Origin of the sequence: Pseudomonas fluorescens (assembly GCF_902497625.1) — a bacterium.
Lineage (GTDB): Bacteria > Pseudomonadota > Gammaproteobacteria > Pseudomonadales > Pseudomonadaceae > Aquipseudomonas > Aquipseudomonas fluorescens_BQ.
The window spans coordinates 174,038-193,218 of record NZ_CABVGX010000002.1; the positions used below are offsets into that span (position 1 = coordinate 174,038).

Genomic DNA, 19,181 nt, shown 5'->3' on the forward strand with positions numbered 1-19,181 from the left:
GTTCATTGCACGATGACCACTTCTTCGGTATCGCTGCCGCCATTGGATGACGTCACCCGAACCTTGGCCGGTGGGATCGGCGAGATCCCGGTGGCCAGGCTTTTCACCGCACCTTCACCACTGAGGGCGCCAATCGCGGCGCCACTGCCGGATGTGGCGGTGAGCACGGGTGGTGAGGTTTCGTCGCTGGTGGAAGCCACGAGCGTCAGTTGCCCGGAGCTGAGGCTGTATTCGGCACGCTGGATCACCACCAGGTCGGTCAGGGCCATCGACAGGGTGGTCGGAGTGCTGGTCGGGATGGCCACGTGGTTATCCGCAGTCAGTTGCAAGCTGCTCGGCAGACTCGGATTGACCGAGGACTGCGCGTACCAATTGCCGGTGGTGTCGGCCTCGGTCAGGTTCAGCACCGGGTCGTTGCTGGTGAGGGCGACGGTAGCCGGTGGCGGCGGGGCTTTCACGAACACGTCTTGCTGAGCCACCGGCGCGCTGTCGCCGGCCTTGCGTGAATACGTGCTGCGCTCGGTGATCATGGGTGTAGGCCGCACCACCGTCGACAACTTGCCTGAGATCCCGAACAACGTGGTCCGCAAGTCGAGGCCGTTGGGGCCTTCGATGCGCACGAAGTTGGTGTTGAATGGGCTGCCGGTCACAGCTTCCACGAGATTCGGGTCGCCGATGTATTGCTCGGCCGCACCAGTCAACGGATTGGTCTCGGTGTAAGGACCGTTGACGCTGCGCAGGAACGGCCCGACATCACCGCGCAAGGCGCCGTCGTAGGTTTTCGGTGTGCCGATGCCGATGTCGCGGGTCATGTTGATCGCGCGGCGCCCACCTGCGGGTACGTCGAAGACATCGACGCCGTAGGGGTGAGTGACCACGTAGGTGCCGGCGGTGGGCACGTCGGCCCGAATGCGCACACGGGCAAAGCTGACCTGATCGCCTTCTATCGGCTCTTCAGCGGCAAACGCCGCTTCGATGGCGGTGCCGAATTCAAGGTCGATGCCTCGGCCGGCGTCGATAATCGTCGCGTCGGCAGTAAACCAAAAGGCTTCATCGGGGAAGTTGGTCGGGAAAGCTATCGGCTGTGTGTCGTCAAACACGCCTGGCGTCGGCAGCAGCGTGCACATGTAGGACGGGGCGCCTGGCACACCGGGTGCCCGGGAGCTGACGGCTTTGGACAGGCACAAATCGAGGGTCCGGCCGTGGGTGTCCTGATACCAGGCGGCGAAAGAACCATTGGCGGGCAAATAAGGTCCGGGATCGACAGCAAACAAAGCGGCCTGGGCCACCCCGTGGGTCAGCGCGGTCACGGCAACAGCGAGCGCAGTTTTGGACAGTAAAGGGTGCATGTGTATTCCCTCTATCGGAATGCCTGTCCCGTGGGGATGGGCCAGTTGCGAGGGTATCGGCAACTTCCATACCAACCGCGCGAAACGGCTGTTCAAGGCGCGGAACAGAGGCGTGCGCGGCTGATGTGGGTCCAGTTTTACGCTTGGTCCGAACGGGCCATTGGCCCCAGGGTTGGGGTCAGGTGGGGAGGGTGGGGAATGTCGGCGATCCCATAACCGGGCAAAAACCCGGCTCTGGGCTATAACCCTATTGGGGAATCGTCGGGAACATCGACCATGAATACGTCGACGCAAGCGCTGCCTTCCGGTGAGCGTGACCATCAGCTGAGCCCGAGCAAGCAGCCGTTCAATCTGTTGCGCTGGTTTTCGCTGATCAGCATGGCGGTGATCGGTACGGTGGCCGTGGCGTTGGGCGCCGTGTCCACGCGGTTCGTAATCACCGAGAGTGTGCAGCGTGATGCGTTGCTCACTTCACAGTTCATCGGCGCCATCGCGTCGGCGGAAGTGCGCCATGTGTCGATTCCCAACGTCCGCACGATGGGTGAATTGCTTGATCCGCGCAAAGATCGCGATTATGCCGATGTCGACCCGTTGGCCCGCGCCAGTGCGCGCGGTGAATTTCTCGACCATATCGAACACCTGCCGGACGTAATCCTGGCCAATATTTACGCGCCTGATCGCATGGTGATCTGGTCGACCAATCCGGCGCTGATGGGCACCACGATTCATACCGATGAAGACCTCGACCATGCGTTTGCTTCGAAAACCGCCGTGTCGGCCAGTTACCACAGCATCGACAAAACCCGCATGGAGCAGAAGTTTGTCACCCCGCCGGACTACATCTTTATCGAGAACTACATTCCGCTGTTCGATGCCGACGGCAACACGGTCACGGCGATGGTCGAGATCTACAAGGAGCCCAAGGACCTGATTGATCGCATGGAGCGCGGCCTGGTGCTGATCTGGCTCGCCACCGCGCTGGGCGGCGGGCTGATTTACCTGGGGCTGTACTGGATAGTGCGGCGCGCGGCGATGTTGTTGGCGGCGCAACAAAAGCAGCTGATCACCAATGAAACCTTTGTCGCGCTCGGCGAGATGTCCTCCGCGGTCGCGCACAGTTTGCGCAACCCGCTGGCGACCATTCGCTCCAGCGCCGAGCTGGCCCTTGAATTCGACAGCGGCCCGGCACAGAAAAACATCAACGACATCATCGGCCAGGTTGATCGCATGTCGAAGTGGGTCCGGGAGTTGTTGCAGTCGCTGCGACCGATGCATGACGAGGCTGAACCGGTCAATCTGGTGGCGGCGCTGCACGACAGCCTGATGGCCTTCGAACTGCAGATCGCCAAGGCCGGGGTGCGGGTGGTCTTTGAGCCTGAACAGACGCCGATGGTCCTCAGTCAGCAGGTGCAACTGACACAGATTCTCAACAGCTTGCTGGCCAACGCAGTGGAGGCCATGGACAAGGACGGCACGCTGACCATCACCTTGGAATCGAGCGATGCCCAGCACGTGAGCGTGATAGTGAGCGACACCGGCAAAGGCATGAACGAAGAGCAACGCCGCATGGCTTTCCGACCGTTTTTCACCACCAAACAGGGCGGTCTCGGCGTCGGTCTGGTGCTGGTCAAGCGGATCATGGAACGCTGCGGCGGCACGGTCAGCCTGCAAAGCAGTGAAGGTGAGGGAACCCGTGTGCAACTGACGTTCAAACGCCTCCCTGAAAACGGGTCAGGTTTGCCCCGATAGTGGGGAATCCAGCCCCGATCATGCGGGGCCACGCGATCGTTGATTCCATAACCCACTGTTTGCCTTGAAATTAATTCATTTCAAAAGCGCGTCTGCCGCTTGGCGAGGGAATTGCAAGCGTCTCAGCAAGCCAGCGCTCTCCAATCGATTGTTTCGACTGGTGCCTACCGGGTGAGCGATAGCGGCGAAATACCATCATTTGAACCGTCCGTCACGTTAAATGCCACCTACACTGAACCGAAACAAGGCTGCAAGGGTTTGGATAGCGCATTCAGGACACACCTCATGCAGAGACTGGAACGACGATTTCCTGCGTTTGCCAGGCTGATGGCCCAAGGCCCGGGCTGGTGTGGACGGTTCAATCTGCTGCGCTGGTTTTCCTTCGGCAGCTTTTTCATCATCGCCGCCGTGGCGCTGGGCCTCGGCTACATTTCCACGCGTTTCGTGGTGACCGAAAGCGTCGAGCGCGACTCCATGTTGACCGCGCAATTCATCCAGGCCATGGGCGATGCCGAAATCCGGCATGCCGCGATCAGCCCCGACAGAACCATGGGCGAAATGCTCGACCCTCGCAACGACCATGATTATCCCGACGTCGAACCGGCCAACCGCGCGTCCGCCCGCATCGAGTTTCTCGATCATGTGGAACACCTGCCGGACATTTTGTTGGCGACGGTTTATGCACAAGATCGCACCATTGTCTGGTCCACCAACCCTGAGTTGATTGGCCTGCATATCAAGGACGATGAAGAGCTGGAGGAGTCCTTCGCCATGAAAGAATCGGTCTCCACCAGCTACCATGAAATCGTCGATGACCGCCCCGAACAGCGGCTGTTGCGCGAACCGGATTATCTGTTCATCGAAAACTACATTCCGATGTTCAACGCCGACAAAAGCAAAGTGATGGCGATGGTCGAAATCTACAAGGAGCCCAAAGACCTGGTCGCGCGCATCCAGCGTGGGTTCAAGGCGATCTGGTTCGCGACCGTGCTCGGCGGTGCGGCGATCTACCTGGCGCTGTTCTGGATTGTCCGGCGCGCCGCCAAACTGCTGGAAAGCCAGCAGAATCAGCTGATCACCAATGAGACGTTTGTAGCGCTGGGCGAGATGTCCTCGGCGGTGGCGCACAGTTTGCGTAATCCGCTGGCGAACATTCGTTCGAGCGCCGAACTCGCTCAGGAGATCGCCAGCCAGAGCTCACAGAAGAATATCGGCGACATCATCCAGCAGGTCGATCGCATGTCGCGCTGGGTTCGCGAGCTGCTGGTGTCGCTGCGACCGATGAACGACGACCACGAAGCGGTCAATCTGGTGCTGGCCATCGAAGACACCCTGAGTGCCTTCACGGCGCTGATTCAACGCTCGAACGTCGAAGTGCGCTTCACGCCGCAGGCCTGTCCGCCGGTGGTCAGCCAGCGCGTGCTGCTCACGCAAATTCTCAACAGCCTGTTTGCCAACGCGCTGGAAGCCATGCCCGACGGTGGGGTGCTGACCATCACGGTCCATGCTGCGCATTCGGGGCAGGTGAGCATGACCCTGAGCGACACCGGCAAAGGCATGAGCAAACAGCATCAGCAGATGGTCTTCAAACCGTTTTTCACGACCAAGCAGGGCGGGTTGGGCGTTGGCCTGGCCCTGGTCAAACGCATCATGGAGCGGTTCGAAGGCTCGGTCGCATTGACCAGCCAGGAGCAGGAAGGAACCCGCGTCAGTCTCAATTTTATGGTGGCAACGGGAGGGGAATATGGAGCGCAGCATATTGCTGGTCGAGGATGACGAACTGCTCGCCGAGAACATTCAGACCTACCTGGAGCGCAAAGACTTCGAGGTCACGGTTTGCCACTCGGCTGAGGATGCATTGGAGCAATTGAACACCTTCGCGCCCGACGTGGTGCTGACTGACAATTCGCTGCCAGGCATGAGCGGCCACGACCTGATCCAGAAGCTGCGCATCAGCGCGCCGGATCTGAAAGTGATCATGATGACCGGTTACGGCAATGTCGAAGACGCCGTGGTGGCGATGAAAGAAGGCGCGTTCCATTACGTCACCAAACCGGTGGCGCTGCCGGAGCTCAAGCTGTTGCTGGACAAGGCCCTGGCCACCGAGCGTATGGAACGCACGCTGTCGTTTTATCAGGAGCGCGAGGCGCAGAAGTCGGGCATCCAGGCGTTGATCGGCGACTCGGCGCCCATGCAATACCTGAAAAGCACCATTGGCCAATTGCTCGACGCAGAGCGGCGGATGGCCAACACCGATTTGCCGCCCGTGCTGGTGGAAGGCGAGACGGGCACCGGCAAGGAACTGGTCGCCCGCGCTTTGCACTTTGACGGTCCGCGCAGCAAAGGCCCGTTCATTGAGTTCAACTGCGCGTCGATCCCTTCCAATCTGGTGGAGTCGGAGCTGTTCGGCCACGAGAAAGGTGCATTCACCGATGCCAAGGACCGTCGCGTGGGACTGGTCGAAGCGGCGGATGGCGGCACGCTGTTTCTCGATGAAGTGGGCGAGATGGACCTGCTCCTGCAGGCCAAACTGCTGAAGCTGCTGGAAGACCGGACCATCCGCCGGGTCGGTTCGGTGAAGGAGCGCAAGGTCGATTTGCGGGTGATCAGCGCCACCAACTGTAATCTTGAGCAAATGGTCCAGCAGGGCAAATTCCGTCGTGACCTGTTCTTCCGCCTGCGCATCATCTCGATCAAAGTGCCGCGGCTATACGCGCGGGGTGAAGACATTCTGGTGCTGGCCCGGCATTTCCTGGCGATCCACGGCAAACGGTATGGCAAACCGCACCTGCATTTCAGCGATCAGGCCGAATCGCTGCTGCTCAGCTACACCTGGCCGGGCAACGTCCGCGAATTGCGCAACATGCTTGAGCAAACCGTGCTGCTGGCGCAGAGCGATACCATCGCCGCGCACCAGTTGAACGTCTGCCTGAGCCTGGTGGACGATCCGCCCGTGATGCAGGAAGCCCAGCACCACGAGCCACGTCCGGTGTACACCGGCAACGAATCGACGAACCTGCCGGAAGTCGAGCGCGACATGGTGCGCAAGATGCTCGACAAGACCGACTGGAACGTCACCAAATCCGCACGGCTGCTGGGCCTGAGTCGCGACATGCTGCGTTATCGCATCGAAAAACTCGGCCTCGCGCGCCCGGACAAACGTCAGTGGTAAACCGGATCCACCGGGCCCTGGCGGCTGAGGCACGCCAGCAGGCATGCCGGCTCGACGACCTCTTCGTTGACGTACACGCCGCGCTCCACGTCGTAGGAACGAATGAACACGCGAACGCTGGTGTCGGCCACCGTCGGCAGACGTGAATCGGTGAATACGTGCTCACTGGCAATCGGGGTGAAATCCTGCGGCGCCGTCGGAATGTACGTGCGCGGCGGCACAGTACTCAGGCTCGGCGGAGCGGGGTGAGCGAAGGGTTGGTTGTCGCCGTAATAAAGGAAGTCACTGCTGTAGTCAGTCGTCGGTGTCAGGCTTTCACCAGCGTATGCGGTGGCCGTTGTGCTCAAGGTGAAAGCAAGCAGCAACGTCAGTTCAGTGGGTTTCATGGCAGCACCTGCGGCATCGGATTTTGCGCGTTTCCCCAAGGCCATTAACTATAGACCGCCGCCGCCGGCGATGCCTGCAATGGCCGCCCATTCCACAATGGCCCCTTGCAGAAGCGAAGCTTGCTCGCGATGCAGGCGCCGCGGTGCATCAACCGGACCGCGTCGATGCCATCGCGGGCAAGCCACGCTCCCACAGGAAATCTGGGTCGGAGCATAGTTGAGTGATCGGCATCAAATTCTTGCAGGAGCGAAGCTTGCTCGCGATGCAGGCGCCGCGGTGCATCAACCAGATGGCGTCGATGCCATCGCGGGCAAGCCACGCTCCCACAGGAGATCTGGGTCGGAGCATAGTTGAGTGATCGGCATCAAATTCTTGCAGGAGCGAAGCTTGGTCGCGATGCAGGCGCCGCGGTGCATCAACCGGACCGCGTCGATGCCATCGCGGGCAAGCCTCGCTCCCACAGGAGATCTGGATCGGAGCATAGTTGAGTGATCGGCATCAAATTCTTGCAGGAGCGAAGCTTGCTCGCGATGCAGGCGCCGCGGTGCATCAACCGGACCGCGTCGATGCCATCGCGGGCAAGCCACGCTCCCACAGGAGATTTGGGTCGGAGCATGGAGTGGTCGGCATAAAATTCTTGTGGGAGCGCGGCTTGCCCGCGATGACTGACTGCCAGGCACCCACAAAGCTGAATCCCCAATCGCATTCGCAAGAAAGCCCGCCTCCAAAATCTGGAGGCGGGCTGGAGTCCGTTGCATGGCAAACGCTAGATAGAACAGCTGGCACCCGCAAGTTCCACACGCTTGAACTGTGCGTTGTCATTCAACGGTGTGATGGCCAATAGTTGATCCAGGCGGATCTCCGCCGGGCCATCCACCGTCTCCAGGCACAGGAATTCCTCTTTCGTACTGGAAGTCCGCGTAGTCAGCGCTTTGGCGACCAGACGAGCGCCGTCGATCAACTCGATGTCCAGTCGATAGCCGCGCAGGCACGCGATTTCCAGGTAATCGTGGAGGTCGCAATTCAAAGGCTGATACGCGTTCATGACGTTACTCCCGGCAACCCTGCAGCTTGATGATGAAGTGACCGTGCTTGCTGATCGCCTCGGCCACCAGCGGATTGGTCGGTTCGACGTGGCAGAACCGGCACTCATTCAGCGCAATATCTTCTTCCTGTACGCCTTGTTCATCAAGGAACCTGCGCGCGTAGGATTTGGCCAGTTCGGTGTCATTGCTGGCGATCAGGACATCGAAATGCAGATAGCGGCCTTCCTTGGTGCGCACGTGAGTGTCGAATACTTTAACGGTCATTATTTGCTCTCCTTCAGTTTCCAGGTGCCCGGCAGGGACAGGTCACCCGAGGCGACGTCGTAGACGCTGCTGACGCAGAGCAGCGGGTTGTGCAGGTCGGCGTTGACCTTGAGTGCGGCAGTAACGCCGTCATAGTTGAAGCTTTCCGGGAAACCCACGGCGGCCAGCGGTACGCGGATCTGCGCGGCGTCTTTCGCCACGCTCAGGTCGTAGCCCGGAGAGTCGATGTAGATCGGCGCGCCCGGCCAGGTCGCCGGCAGTTTCGGTTTGGCGTCTTTGGCAATGTCGCGCACCTTGAGACCCCCGGGGCCGCAGCTTTCGTCCTTGGTCAGCACCACCCAGTGCGAGTGCCAGAGACCGCCGTCGTTGTCTTTCTTGCCGTCCTTGTTTTCGTCCAGCTGCGGCGTGTCATCGAAGTCCGGGTGCGAGGTCAGGGCCAACGCGAGAATGCCCGACTTGGCCTCGAAGCCGACTGCGGAGCTGTCCAGGCTGGTGGGCCAGACATAGCTGTAAACTTCGGCACCGGCAAAAGCGCCCTTGGCAGCCGGCACCCGACTCCCGGCCTTGCCGTCGACCAACTGCTCAAACACCAGATTGTTCCCTTCCGTGAAGACCCGCGTATGCACCAGGTCGAACGCGGCGTCTGCCTTGCCCTTTTCACTGTGGATGCCGCCTGAGTCGTGGGCCCATGCCTGCGAAGCCAGCAGGGAGGCGAGGGTCACTGCGAGTGTGGTTTTCATGATTGCTCCGTCTCGGATTAAGTTTCGAATCGACACAATAAATCCTACGGAATCGCCGGATTTTGTCAATATGGTTTTTATCCGATACTATTAATCAATGTTTTTGATTGGGGCGTCACCGTGCTATTCGATTTGCTGGAAAGGCTCTCAAGCCTGACGCGTGTGTGGTTCCGCGAGCATCCGCAGTTGTCTGAATTGCAGCCGATTCAGCTGAGTGCGCTGATGTACCTCGGGCGCTGCAATCGCTATTCGAACACTCCGTTGGCGGTCACCGAGTACCTCGGTCTGACCAAAGGCACGGTGTCGCAATCGCTGAAAGCACTGGAAGCCAAAGGACTGCTGACCAAAACCCAGGATGCCCGGGACAAACGCAGTGTGCATCTGGTCCTGACGCCGCCCGCCCGGGCGTTGCTGGACGCGGTGATACCGCCCGATTTCCTGGTCGCTGCAGCCCGGCGGATGGGCACGCATTCGGAGGAGCTGGAGGGCTTGCTGCTGGACCTGTTGAGGAACATCCAGCGCGGCGAAAATGTGCCCAGCTTCGGGCTCTGCCGCAGTTGCCGCTTTCATCGCACGGTGGCCGGCGGATCTTTTTGCGGGCTGACCGAGGAGCCCCTGGAAATGATCGAAGTCGACCTGATCTGTCGCGAACACCGGTTGCCGGAAACGAGCGAAGAATAAAACTACACCCTGTAGCAGCTGGCGAAGCCTGCGTCCGCTCAGACGCAGGCTTCGCCAGCTGCTACAGGAATTTGGCTGGCTCAGACGCAGGCTTCGCCAGCTGCTACGGGAATTTGGCTGGCTCAGACGCAGGCTTCGCCAGCTGCTACAGGAATTTGGCTGGCTCAGACGCAGGCTTCGCCAGCTGCTACAGGAAATTGGCTGGCTCAGACGCAGGCTTCGCCAGCTGCTACAGGAATTTGGCTGGCTCAGACGCAGGCTTCGCCAGCTGCTACAGGAATGTGGCCGGCTCAGACGCAGGCTTCGCCAGCTGCTACGGGAATGTGGCTGGCTCAGACGCAGGCTTCGCCAGCTGCTACAGGAATTCGGCTGGCTCAGACGCAGGCTTCGCCAGCTGCTACAGGAAATTGGCTGGCTCAGACGCAGGCTTCGCCACCTGCTACGGGAATGCGTCCCCGCCAGAATGCTTGAGAGCTTTTGTGGCGAGGGGGCTTGCCCCCGTAAATCGTCGAGAGAAACCGAGAAACCGCGCTCATCCCCGTCCAGCGTTCCTGTTTTGAAATCGTCGATTAGACTCAACAAGAGCTAGCGGGAGTGACAAGCGTGGCGAGATGGCAATGGACTCGTTGATTACAGCGGCGGCGCGGGACTTGGCGAAGGGCGACCCGCTTGCAGCCCTGGACCGGATCGCACTGCGCGACGATGCGCCCGCGCTGGCTTTGCGCGGTATCGCCATGGCACAACTGGGCGACCTGCTGCGCGCCAAAACGCTGCTCAAGCGTGCTGCCCAGGCTTTCTCGCCCAGAGAAATCGTGGCGCGGGCGAGGTGTGTTGTGGCTGAAGCTGAAATCGCCCTCGCAGCACGGGATCTGACCTGGCCGATCAAAACACTGGAAGCCGCACGGGTCGCGCTTGAAGCCCACGGAGACTGCGTCAACGCTGCCCAGGCACGGTATTTACAGATCCGTCGATTGCTGTTGATCGGTCGGCTTGATGAAGCGGAGATGTTGCTGGCCGCCCAATACCCCGCATTTCTGCCTCCGGTACTGCGAGCCGCACACGAATTGGTTCTGGTTGGTATCGCCATCCGACGTCTGCATGCGCATTCGGCTCACGCCGCCCTGGCACGCGCTGCGCAGGCCGCCGCTCAGGCGGGGATTCCGGCGCTGGCGGCCGAGGTCGAAAACGCGGCAAGCATTTTAGCCAGCCCGGCTGCGCGACTGATCTGCAAGGGGCAGGAGCGGTCGCTGCTGCTGGAGGAGGTCGAAGGCGTGCTGGGCTCGAGCGCGCTGGTGGTCGATGCGTGTCGTTACGCGGTGCGTGGGGTGGGTATGTCGGTTTCCCTGGCGCAACGTCCGGTCCTGTTCACCTTGCTGCGAACGTTGGCAACAGCCTGGCCCGGCGAGGTGTCAAGAGAGATTCTTGTTGCTCAAGCCTTTCGTTTGAAGCTAACGGATGATTCCCATCGTGCGCGATTGCGGGTAGAGATCGGTCGACTGCGGGCGCTGCTCAAACCTTTGGCGGGTGTGCATGCGACCCCGCGCGGTTTTGCACTCGTGGCGCTGGTCTCGACAGAGGTGATTGTGTTGGCGCAGCCGGTGGAAGAGAAATTCGCCGGGGTGTTCGCGCTGCTGTGTGACGGTCAAGCGTGGGCCAGTTCGGCCTTGGCGCTGGCGCTAGGCATCAGCCAACGCAGCGTGCAGCGTGCACTTGAGGCAATGGCGCAGACAGGTCGGGTACAGTCGATGGGACGCGGGCGAGGGCGGCGCTGGCTGATCCCGCCGATACCTGGTTTCGCGACGACCTTGTTACTCCCGGCACCTCTGCCGAGTGACTAGGATGAGCGCCTCGAACCCTGAGAGAGGAAGTCGTCATGAAACATTCCAGCGCAGAGATCACCCGCGAGTACGGGCCCTTTGCCGGCGTCGACGCCGTGCACGGTGTGACGTGGGACGGGCAGTACGTATGGTTTGCCAATGGAGAGAAGCTCATCGCACTCAACCCGGCCAACGGCGAGACAGTGCGTTTCATTGACGTCGTGGCCGATGCAGGTACGGCGTTCGATGGACGCTTTCTGTACCAGATCGCCGCCGACCGCATTCAAAAAATAGACCCGCAGTCGGGCGAGGTGCTCAATACGATTGCGGCGCCGGGCGGTGGCAATGATTCGGGGCTGACGTGGGCTGAGGGAACGCTGTGGGTCGGCGGCTTTCGCGATCGCACGATTCATCAGATCGACCCGCACACCGGCGTCATTTTGCGCACCCTGCAAAGCAATCGCTTTGTCACCGGCGTGACGTGGGTCGACGGGCACTTGTGGCACGGCACGTGGGAAGGCGAAGAGAGTGAGTTGCGCCAGCTTGATAGCAAGACTGGCGATGTGCTGCAAAGCCTGGTGATGCCGGCAGGAATCGGTGTGTCAGGCCTTGAATCCGACGGCGCAGAGCTGTTTTTTTGCGGTGGCGGCAGCAGTGGAAAAGTAAGAGCGGTTCGCAGGCCCAGGTCTACGCAGGACTGACATCGCGTTGCTGCAAGGTGGCTGCGCCCGGTCAAGATCCGAGCCGGACGCAGCCTTCGGCAGTTGCCTCCGGGATGTCGCTCGGATCAGGCAACGATCGCGGGGAAATCAATGTCAGTCAATGCGACGTTGTTGAGGTAATTGGTCAGTGTCTGCGAGGCCACATGCGCGATCACTTCGATCAGCTTCGCATCAGTGATGCCCGCTGCTCGCGCGGCTTCAATCTGTTCAGCGCTCAAATGGCCGCGGCTCTCGGTAATCTGCCGGGCGAGGGTGGCGTAAGCGTTCAAATGACCTTGGCGCGCAGCGAGGATGTCCTGGGTGGACAACCCGGCTTTACCGGCAAACATCGTGTGCGCCGCCAGACAGTAATCACAGCCGTTAACCTGAGAAGTGGCGAGAAAAATCGCCTCTTTCTCAGTGGCGCTCAGCGATGTTTTACCCAGCGTTGCCGACTGCTGCATATAAGACGAGAGCACGGCCGGCGCATGGGCCAGTGTCTGGAAAACATTGGGTAAAAAACCGATTTTCTTCTGCACGCCTTCCAGCAAGGGGCGTGTGATCTCGGTGGCGTGTTCAAGGTTCAGGGTAGGGATGCGGCTCATGGGGATTCTCCGGAATGAAGGCGCGGGATGCGCTGGATACGGCTTCATCCTAATGACGGGTGCTGGCCTGTTGGCTGCAAATCGTCGAAGATATGCCACAGATCGTCCAGAAAGCTCTCGGGGTTGTATCAATGGATCGCTTGTCCACTTTGCTCAGCCATTTCGGCGTCAGCGCCGGGACCTTTCATAGCGGCGATTTCTGCGGCGTCACGGCGTTTGACGGCAGTCAATCAGGCGGGCATCTGCACCTGTTGCGCAGCGGTGAGCTCAACGTCAAACTGGCCGATGAGCGTGAAATTGCCCTCACTACCCCCACACTTATTTTTTTCCCCCGGCCTTATCGGCATCGGCTGTCTGCATCAGAGCACACTGATACTCAACTGGTCTGCGCCTCGCTGACGTTCGACGGCGGCGCCGGCAACGCGCTGGCGGCGGCGTTGCCCGATTATCTGATTCTGAACCTGCAAGACGTGCCGACACTCGCCGGCACACTGGAGTGGTTATTCAAAGAAGCCTTCGACGGCATTTGCGGGCGTGAAGCAATGATGGATCGCTTGTTCGAAGTGCTGGTGATCCAGCTGTTGCGGCACCTGCTCACCCACCGCGTGCAATCGGCCGGCATGTTGGCCGGACTGGCGGATCCGCGGGTGGCGCGAGCCCTGAACGCCATACACGATTCTCCTGCCAAGCCCTGGACGGTGGCGGAATTATCGGCCACCGCGAACATGTCTCGCGCCAGTTTTGCCGATTACTTTCGCCAGGTCGTCGGGCAGACTCCGGCCGATTACCTGCTGAGCTGGCGCGTCAGTCTGGCGCAGAAACGCCTGCGCGAAGGGCGATCGATAGCGCTCATCGCAGGCGAGGTCGGCTACGAGAGCCCCTCTGCACTCGCCCGCGCATTTCGCCGCAAAACCGGAGTAAGTCCGCGAGAATGGGCGCAGGATGCGAGGAACCGCTAACGTTCACACGCAACCTGGCAGTTCGTCCGGCGAACGCGCCAACGTCTTCTATACTGGTGTTCCGCAGTTTTCCCAACCGTAGAGAGCGAGGAGCGCGAGCATGACGGTACGTATTGGCGACGAGGCACCGGATTTCACCGTTGAAAGCACTGAAGGGCCGCTGCATTTCCACCAGTGGATCGGCGACTCCTGGGCCATCCTGTTTTCCCATCCGAAGGATTTCACTCCGGTCTGCACCACGGAACTGGGCTACATGGCCGGGCTGAAACCGGAGTTCGACAAACGCAACACCAAGATCGTCGGCCTCAGTATCGACCCGGTCAGCAATCACTCCCGCTGGGCCAAGGACATCGAAGAAACCCAGGGCCATGCGGTCAACTATCCAATGATCGGCGACGAAAATCTGGTGGTGGCCAAGCTCTACGACATGATCCACCCCAATGCCAGCGGTGGCGCGCGGACCGCCGTGGACAACGCGACTGTTCGCTCGGTGTTCATCATCGGCCCGGACAAAAAGATCAAGGCCATGCTGGTCTATCCGATGAGCGCGGGACGCAATTTCGATGAGGTCTTGCGTTTGCTCGATGCGATTCAGTTGAACGCCAGACACACCGTGGCAACTCCGGTGAACTGGCGTCCGGGGGACGACGTGATTATCCCGACGTCGGTGTCCGATGAGGATGCCAAACAGAAATACCCGCAGGGTTTTACCACGGTGAAACCGTACTTGCGCACGGTGCCCCAGCCCGAGTAATCACGTACTGTCGGGCGCTGATGATGTGAACGCAGGGGAAACCTGCAGGAGCGCGCGGGCGGCGATCCGGCTTGCCCGCGAAGGCGATAGGGCATTCAACTTTGTGGGTGCCTGACAGTCGGTCTTCGCGAGCAAGCTCTGCTCCTACAGTGGGTTATAGGCGTTCGTGGATAGTCAAACCATCGCCGCCGGTTTCGCCAGCTCAATTCCCGCCGCACCCAGACGCTTCAAAATCTCAAACAACAAATCACTCTTGGTCGTGCCGACAATTCTCGGGCTGGCGACGTAACCGGTGACAGTCAACGTAATGCCATCAGGCGAAAGTTTGCTGAAGCGGACCATTGGTTCGGGTTTGTCGAGGATGGTTTCATGTTCGCAGAACGCGTCGTACAGCAGCATCCTGACCTGCTCGGGATCGATGTCCAGCGCGAACGTCAGATCGAGCGACGCCACGCCTTGAGCGCTGCCACCCAGGGTGACGTTGCGCAGGTTTTGCGAAATCAGTTGCGAGTTCGGCACGATCACGATCGAGCGGTCAGCCAGCTGAATTTCCGTGGCACGCACGTTGATTCGCCGAATGTCACCCTCGACACCGCTGATGCTGATCAGGTCGCCGACCTTCACCGGGCGTTCGGTCAGCAGGATCAGCCCGGAGACGAAATTCTTCACAATCTCCTGCAAACCGAAGCCGATGCCCACGGACAACGCGCTGACGATCCAGGCCAGGTTGGTCCACTCAACGCCCAGCGACGACAGCGTCATCAGAATGACCAGGGCATAACCGATATTGGCGAACAACGTGCTGAGCGAGGCGCGCATGCCCGGGTCCATATCGGTTTTCGGCAGAAACTCGTTATCCAGCCAGCGTCCCAGCGAGCGGATCAGCCACACGCCCACCAGCAGCGCGAGCACCGCATTGAGCAGATGACCGGGAATAATGTTGAGTCTGCGCAGGCCTCCGCCGCCAAGGATCGCAAAGACATTGTTCAATAATTGCCCCAGCGTCGTGCCGACCCCGCCGACCACCAACGTGACGATAGCCAACAGCAACAACCCGGCCCGACTGACGCCCGAGAGCACGGTCGAGATTTGCTCCAGCCGACGGTCCTCGATGCCCATGACCTGCTTGACGGATTTGCCGCTGGGGCTCTTTGGCGAGAACAGGTATTCGCAAGCATCCTTGGTCACCTGCATCAGCAGGTAGAAACCGCAGAGAACGATGAACCCCCACACCAGTTCATAGCTGATGAAACGCGCCAGCGAGATATAGCCGGTCAGCAGTGCCAACAGGGCAATCACCGTGGCAAATGCGGTGAAGGTGTACAGCAGGCCGGCGAAGGTGGTGCTGGCCTCGGCGGTTTCACCTGACGCCACCGCCTGGCGGCGAGCCTTGCCGGTCCGCACCAGCAGAGCCACCAGAATCGACAACACAATCAATGCCACGATGCCGCGCCCGGCAATCACCAGACCGCTGCTCACGCCCGCAGCGTTGGTCACTTGAATGATCGCTACCAGGACCAGCAGCACCCCGGCGAGCAGGTCCGGGTAGGGCTTGAGCGTCAGCGCCACCGAGTCAGCGATCGTCGGCAAACGCCAGGACGGATGTTGCGTCGAGAGCAGCGCGCGGCTGAGTGCGCTGATCAGTACGCAGGTGTAGGCGAGTTTTTCGAACTCCTGGGAAAACGTCGTGAGCATCGGCGGCAGCGGATCGTCCCGGGTGAGCGCGTAGAACAGCACGTGCAACGCCACACCCACCGTCAACACCGTGGCAACCACACAGGCAAGGGCGAGGGCACTGCGACGCAAACGTCCTTCCGGCACGCGATGAATGCACAACCATGTCAGACCCTGTTCCGCCAGTCGACGGCCGAGGGTCCACACCACAAGCGCCAGTATCAACAAAACACAAGTAAACAAACGTTGGCCAGGTTGCCAGGCGGGCCGCAGCGCTTGCCTGGCCTGTACAAAGAACACGCCAAGGCGCTGTCGGTCATCCGCTGAAGGAGTCAGGACCGGCCACCAGAAGCCCGGGTTGAGAATACTGCGGGTGCTCAGCGTCAGTTCGCTTTCCAGCAGATTGCGGCGGATTCCGGCGATTTGAGTGATGAGTTCAGTGGCGCTGCCTTTCAACGCGGTGAGGGTTCTAAGGGTGGAGTCGACCTTGTTTTTCTGCTCGGTCAGTGTGACCCGTTGTGCGGCGATATCCGACTGTTCCGCCGCCACCTCATCGTCCGGTGCCGGGCCGAGTACACTCAGTTGCGCGCCCAGCTGGTTTTGCACTGGCAGCAGCGCCGCCGCCAGCCGATCTACATCAAGGATGAATAGCTGCACCAGATCCTGTGGCCCCTCCAGTTGGTTGTAATTGTCGACCAGCGAGATTTGCTGCTTGAGGGTGTCCAGGCGCAGCTGCAATGCCTGCAACTCGCCCGGCGAGACCGCTAATGCCGCGATTGCAGCCCGGGGCGTTGCGGTTTCAGGTAAATCAGCCGCTGACAGCGGTCCGGCGATCATCCCGAACAGCGTGAATACGACAAACATCATGGCGTTCAATGCAGGACGCATGGAATGGCTCGACTTGTTGATCACCCAGCCTATGAGGTTAGGTCAAGCTGTCAGGGCCAGGATAAAAGTTTGTCCGTGGCGCAAAAACTCTGCCTGTGCCGTATATCGGATCTGAGGAACGCTCGCGCCCCGTGAATTTCCAAACGAGACAGTCCATTGGGTGGAGTTTGAGCATGAATAGCGAACGGAAGCAGCAAGCCCTCGCAGCTTGGTATCAGCTTTTAAACGAACCGCTGATCCGCATGGATTGTGAGGACCAATATGACGAATTGCTTAAAGCGGCTGATGAAATGGAGCGGCTGGGGATAATCAATGGCGCTGAATGGCGTCATCTGGTTCGTGAAGCAGGGCTGGCGTTCGCCAATGCTACTGAAGGAGTCGAAGGCGGCACATAGCGTATGCGTTCAATCCCATTACCTTGATTCGAACAGGAATGTCAGCTCTCTGCGCAGTGGACAAAAAAAACCCGCCAGAAATCGAGTGGCGGGCGTTTGGGAAGGCTCGGCGCAGCAAGGAGGGAGCTGGCCTGGATAAAGCCGAGCGTCAGTGATGCACGACGCTCGTTACCTGCGCAGTTGCCGAGTTGCGGCCCGGCGACCTTGGTTCGCAAACTTAGCGATTATCAGATCAGGCCACTGGGATCAGGGGGTCAGCCGCCGCCAGGGCGATCGCGCGATCAGCGGCTGGTGGGTAGATCCACACGCTATTGATCTGCGTCTTCAATTCCTTGCCTTCGTGCTTGACCAGTTTCACCTGGCGATCCCAGCCTTCGGTATAGACGGCCCCCCAGGCACCGAGGTCCAGGCACGTCACGTATTTGGGCTGGCTGTACTGCATGGGCGCGACACCCAGCAGATCGGCGGCAACGTTATTGCCGGCATAGCGGCCCAGGGCGATAGCGTGCTGACAGGTCATCGCCGCCAGATTCCCCAGCGTGTCGGTGACAGCATGTGCGACGTCGCCGGTGGCGAAAATCGCTTCCTGGCCGAGCACCTTCAAATGGCCGTCAACGTGCAAACGGCCCTGCGGGTCAAGGGTGCCGTCTACCTGTTCGGTCAACGGATTGGCGCGCACGCCAACTGTCCAGATCACCGTGCTGGATTCGATGTGCTGGCCGTCGGCAAGCGTGACGCCGCCGGCATCGACCGAAGCGACCGTGGCATTGAGCACCCATTCGACGCCGAGCTGTTGCGAAGCTTCAATGATGGACGGGCGGATGCCTTCGCCCATTGACGAACCGATGCCCGGGCTGCGGTCGACAACAATTACACGAATGTCGGCGTCATCACCCAGCGCAGCACGCAGGCGCGCCGGCATTTCGGTTGCGGTTTCTATCCCGGTGAAGCCGCCGCCTGCCACGACCACGGTGTTGCGGGCCGTGCTCGCCGGGCGATCCCTCAGCGACCTGATGTGCGCTTCGAGGTGAACGGCATTTTCGATCTGATCGACATCGAACGCGTGCTCGGCCAGGCCCGGAAAGTCAGGACGAATGACCTGACTGCCTGCGGCCAGCACCAGGCGGTCGAAGGTCAAGGTGCCTTGGGTGCCGCAGGCATCACGGTAGGTCACTTGCCTGCTGCCCTGGTCGATGCGGTCAGCAGTGCCCTGGACGAATTGCACGCCCACCGCGTCGAACAACGCGTCCAGCGGGGCCATCATCTTGTGCACATCCGCTTCGTAGAATCGTGGCCGGATTCTCAGTTCCGCCTGGGGCGCCAGCACCGTGATCCGCACGTCATTGCGATCATGTTGGTCGAGCAGACGCGCCGCGCTCAAGGCACTCCAGACGCCAGCGAACCCTGCACCAATAATCAGAATGTGTTGTTTCACGGTTATCTCCAGAAGACAAAATTGAGCACGTCCGGTAAGTGATCCGGCGAACGCGTTCATGGGGTGTTGTTCTGCGTAAATTCTATTCAGGTCAATCGCCGACAGCACTTCTACATCGGGTTGAAACACCCACGCTGAGGTGTTGGGAACCTATCCGAAGGTATTATGGGATTTGTTCAGGAATGGCACGGAAGCAGGACGTCGATACAGGCAATCAACTCGCCGCAGTGAAAGGGCTTGGGGAACAATCTGATGGGCAACTGGCCTTTTGCATTGATCTGGGCAGGGGCATTCGGGTCGCCGGAAATAAAGATGACCGGGATACGCAGGCCCATCGCGGACAACACGGCGACCATCTGAATACCGGATAGCCCCGGCATTTGAATGTCGGAAATCAGGCAGCCGGTGTTGCCCGGGCCCGTAGAGCAGAGAAAAGCTTCAGCGCTGGCGTAGGTGCGAACGGTATATCCATTGGCCCGCAATAAACTGTCCAGAGCCGTTCGAACGGATTCATCATCATCGACGATGGAAATAACGGTGTTGGCGTTCATGTCAGTACCCCCGT

At 60.1% G+C, this 19,181-nt stretch carries 18 protein-coding genes; 9 read left to right on the top strand and 9 right to left on the bottom strand.

All coding sequences use genetic code 11. The features are described 5' to 3' along the window. Window positions 1–2: 2 nt before the first annotated feature. Window positions 3–1,349, bottom strand: a complete 1,347-nt coding sequence (locus F8N12_RS02165) for a hypothetical protein (protein ID WP_150578957.1) — start codon at window positions 1,347–1,349, stop codon at window positions 3–5. Between the two features lie 276 nt (window positions 1,350–1,625). Here F8N12_RS02165 and F8N12_RS02170 point away from each other — a divergent pair, with 276 nt between their 5' ends. The 3 genes from F8N12_RS02170 to F8N12_RS02180 all read left to right on the top strand — a co-directional run bounded on the left by F8N12_RS02170 (window position 1,626) and on the right by F8N12_RS02180 (window position 6,270). Next, complete coding sequence (locus F8N12_RS02170; protein ID WP_150578958.1) at window positions 1,626–3,098, top strand: sensor histidine kinase; 1,473 nt, start codon at window positions 1,626–1,628, stop codon at window positions 3,096–3,098. Between the two features lie 285 nt (window positions 3,099–3,383). Then, on the top strand, window positions 3,384–4,874 hold the full coding sequence (locus F8N12_RS02175; protein WP_150578959.1) for an ATP-binding protein: 1,491 nt from the start codon (window positions 3,384–3,386) through the stop codon (window positions 4,872–4,874). Continuing rightward, on the top strand, window positions 4,843–6,270 hold the full coding sequence (locus tag F8N12_RS02180) for a sigma-54-dependent transcriptional regulator (RefSeq protein ID WP_150578960.1): 1,428 nt from the start codon (window positions 4,843–4,845) through the stop codon (window positions 6,268–6,270). The genes F8N12_RS02175 and F8N12_RS02180 overlap by 32 nt, the downstream gene beginning before the upstream one ends. Here the strand turns inward: F8N12_RS02180 and F8N12_RS02185 are convergent. From F8N12_RS02185 to F8N12_RS02200, 4 genes are all read right to left on the bottom strand, one after another. Further along, complete coding sequence (locus F8N12_RS02185) at window positions 6,261–6,656, bottom strand: hypothetical protein (RefSeq protein ID WP_150578961.1); 396 nt, start codon at window positions 6,654–6,656, stop codon at window positions 6,261–6,263. The two genes, F8N12_RS02180 and F8N12_RS02185, sit on opposite strands and share 10 nt — an antisense overlap. A gap of 767 nt (window positions 6,657–7,423) precedes the next feature. Then, entirely contained in the window at window positions 7,424–7,702 is a 279-nt protein-coding gene (locus F8N12_RS02190) for a Rho-binding antiterminator (RefSeq protein WP_150578962.1), read from the bottom strand. Between the two features lie 4 nt (window positions 7,703–7,706). Further along, window positions 7,707–7,967: a DUF2024 family protein gene (locus tag F8N12_RS02195; RefSeq protein ID WP_150578963.1), complete on the bottom strand. Its 261-nt coding sequence runs from the start codon at window positions 7,965–7,967 to the stop codon at window positions 7,707–7,709. Continuing rightward, window positions 7,967–8,707 (bottom strand): hypothetical protein, encoded by a 741-nt coding sequence (locus F8N12_RS02200; protein ID WP_150578964.1) that lies wholly within the window; start codon window positions 8,705–8,707, stop codon window positions 7,967–7,969. Before F8N12_RS02200 ends, F8N12_RS02195 begins: the two co-directional genes overlap by 1 nt. Before the next feature lie 120 nt (window positions 8,708–8,827). Between F8N12_RS02200 and F8N12_RS02205 the strand changes: the two genes are divergently transcribed. The 3 genes from F8N12_RS02205 (at window position 8,828) to F8N12_RS02215 (ending at window position 11,906) form a co-directional block, all read left to right on the top strand. Beyond that, the gene (locus F8N12_RS02205) at window positions 8,828–9,388 is read left to right on the top strand and encodes a MarR family winged helix-turn-helix transcriptional regulator (protein ID WP_150578965.1); all 561 of its coding nucleotides are present in this window, start codon (window positions 8,828–8,830) and stop codon (window positions 9,386–9,388) included. 617 nt (window positions 9,389–10,005) lie between these two features. Further along, entirely contained in the window at window positions 10,006–11,226 is a 1,221-nt protein-coding gene (locus F8N12_RS02210) for a helix-turn-helix domain-containing protein (protein ID WP_150578966.1), read from the top strand. Window positions 11,227–11,261: 35 nt separating this feature from the next. Further along, the gene (locus tag F8N12_RS02215) at window positions 11,262–11,906 is read left to right on the top strand and encodes a glutamine cyclotransferase (RefSeq protein WP_150578967.1); all 645 of its coding nucleotides are present in this window, start codon (window positions 11,262–11,264) and stop codon (window positions 11,904–11,906) included. A gap of 86 nt (window positions 11,907–11,992) precedes the next feature. Here the strand turns inward: F8N12_RS02215 and F8N12_RS02220 are convergent, their stop codons facing one another. Continuing rightward, on the bottom strand, window positions 11,993–12,511 hold the full coding sequence (locus F8N12_RS02220; protein ID WP_150578968.1) for a carboxymuconolactone decarboxylase family protein: 519 nt from the start codon (window positions 12,509–12,511) through the stop codon (window positions 11,993–11,995). Window positions 12,512–12,642: 131 nt separating this feature from the next. Between F8N12_RS02220 and F8N12_RS02225 the strand changes: the two genes are divergently transcribed. Both F8N12_RS02225 and F8N12_RS02230 read left to right on the top strand, forming a co-directional pair. Further along, window positions 12,643–13,470 carry an AraC family transcriptional regulator gene (locus F8N12_RS02225; RefSeq protein WP_150578969.1) on the top strand — a complete coding sequence of 276 codons (828 nt, stop codon included), beginning with the start codon at window positions 12,643–12,645 and terminating at the stop codon, window positions 13,468–13,470. 100 nt (window positions 13,471–13,570) lie between these two features. Beyond that, window positions 13,571–14,224: a peroxiredoxin gene (locus tag F8N12_RS02230; protein WP_150578970.1), complete on the top strand. Its 654-nt coding sequence runs from the start codon at window positions 13,571–13,573 to the stop codon at window positions 14,222–14,224. 174 nt (window positions 14,225–14,398) lie between these two features. On the opposite strand, the gene F8N12_RS02235 is transcribed toward F8N12_RS02230, so the two are convergent. Next, complete coding sequence (locus F8N12_RS02235) at window positions 14,399–16,786, bottom strand: DUF3772 domain-containing protein (RefSeq protein ID WP_150578971.1); 2,388 nt, start codon at window positions 16,784–16,786, stop codon at window positions 14,399–14,401. Window positions 16,787–16,959: 173 nt separating this feature from the next. Here F8N12_RS02235 and F8N12_RS02240 point away from each other — a divergent pair, with 173 nt between their 5' ends. Continuing rightward, window positions 16,960–17,181, top strand: a complete 222-nt coding sequence (locus F8N12_RS02240; protein ID WP_150578972.1) for a hypothetical protein — start codon at window positions 16,960–16,962, stop codon at window positions 17,179–17,181. A gap of 232 nt (window positions 17,182–17,413) precedes the next feature. Here F8N12_RS02240 and F8N12_RS02245 read toward each other — a convergent pair whose 3' ends face one another. Both F8N12_RS02245 and F8N12_RS02250 read right to left on the bottom strand, forming a co-directional pair. Further along, window positions 17,414–18,616 carry an NAD(P)/FAD-dependent oxidoreductase gene (locus F8N12_RS02245; protein WP_150578973.1) on the bottom strand — a complete coding sequence of 401 codons (1,203 nt, stop codon included), beginning with the start codon at window positions 18,614–18,616 and terminating at the stop codon, window positions 17,414–17,416. A 176-nt stretch (window positions 18,617–18,792) separates the two neighbouring features. After that, window positions 18,793–19,167 (bottom strand): response regulator transcription factor, encoded by a 375-nt coding sequence (locus F8N12_RS02250; protein WP_150578974.1) that lies wholly within the window; start codon window positions 19,165–19,167, stop codon window positions 18,793–18,795. Window positions 19,168–19,181 lie beyond the last annotated feature (14 nt).

Excerpts from the sequence above, each read along its gene's own strand:
- F8N12_RS02165 (WP_150578957.1), bottom strand. The coding sequence starts at position 1,349 with ATGCACCCTTTACTGTCCAAAACTGCGCTCGCTGTTGCCGTGACCGCG.
- F8N12_RS02170 (WP_150578958.1), top strand. The coding sequence starts at position 1,626 with ATGAATACGTCGACGCAAGCGCTGCCTTCCGGTGAGCGTGACCATCAG.
- F8N12_RS02175 (WP_150578959.1), top strand. The coding sequence starts at position 3,384 with ATGCAGAGACTGGAACGACGATTTCCTGCGTTTGCCAGGCTGATGGCC.
- F8N12_RS02180 (WP_150578960.1), top strand. The coding sequence starts at position 4,843 with ATGGAGCGCAGCATATTGCTGGTCGAGGATGACGAACTGCTCGCCGAG.
- F8N12_RS02185 (WP_150578961.1), bottom strand. The coding sequence starts at position 6,656 with ATGAAACCCACTGAACTGACGTTGCTGCTTGCTTTCACCTTGAGCACA.
- F8N12_RS02190 (WP_150578962.1), bottom strand. The coding sequence starts at position 7,702 with ATGAACGCGTATCAGCCTTTGAATTGCGACCTCCACGATTACCTGGAA.
- F8N12_RS02195 (WP_150578963.1), bottom strand. The coding sequence starts at position 7,967 with ATGACCGTTAAAGTATTCGACACTCACGTGCGCACCAAGGAAGGCCGC.
- F8N12_RS02200 (WP_150578964.1), bottom strand. The coding sequence starts at position 8,707 with ATGAAAACCACACTCGCAGTGACCCTCGCCTCCCTGCTGGCTTCGCAG.
- F8N12_RS02210 (WP_150578966.1), top strand. The coding sequence starts at position 10,006 with ATGGACTCGTTGATTACAGCGGCGGCGCGGGACTTGGCGAAGGGCGAC.
- F8N12_RS02215 (WP_150578967.1), top strand. The coding sequence starts at position 11,262 with ATGAAACATTCCAGCGCAGAGATCACCCGCGAGTACGGGCCCTTTGCC.
- F8N12_RS02220 (WP_150578968.1), bottom strand. The coding sequence starts at position 12,511 with ATGAGCCGCATCCCTACCCTGAACCTTGAACACGCCACCGAGATCACA.
- F8N12_RS02225 (WP_150578969.1), top strand. The coding sequence starts at position 12,643 with ATGGATCGCTTGTCCACTTTGCTCAGCCATTTCGGCGTCAGCGCCGGG.
- F8N12_RS02230 (WP_150578970.1), top strand. The coding sequence starts at position 13,571 with ATGACGGTACGTATTGGCGACGAGGCACCGGATTTCACCGTTGAAAGC.
- F8N12_RS02235 (WP_150578971.1), bottom strand. The coding sequence starts at position 16,786 with ATGCGTCCTGCATTGAACGCCATGATGTTTGTCGTATTCACGCTGTTC.
- F8N12_RS02240 (WP_150578972.1), top strand. The coding sequence starts at position 16,960 with ATGAATAGCGAACGGAAGCAGCAAGCCCTCGCAGCTTGGTATCAGCTT.
- F8N12_RS02250 (WP_150578974.1), bottom strand. The coding sequence starts at position 19,167 with ATGAACGCCAACACCGTTATTTCCATCGTCGATGATGATGAATCCGTT.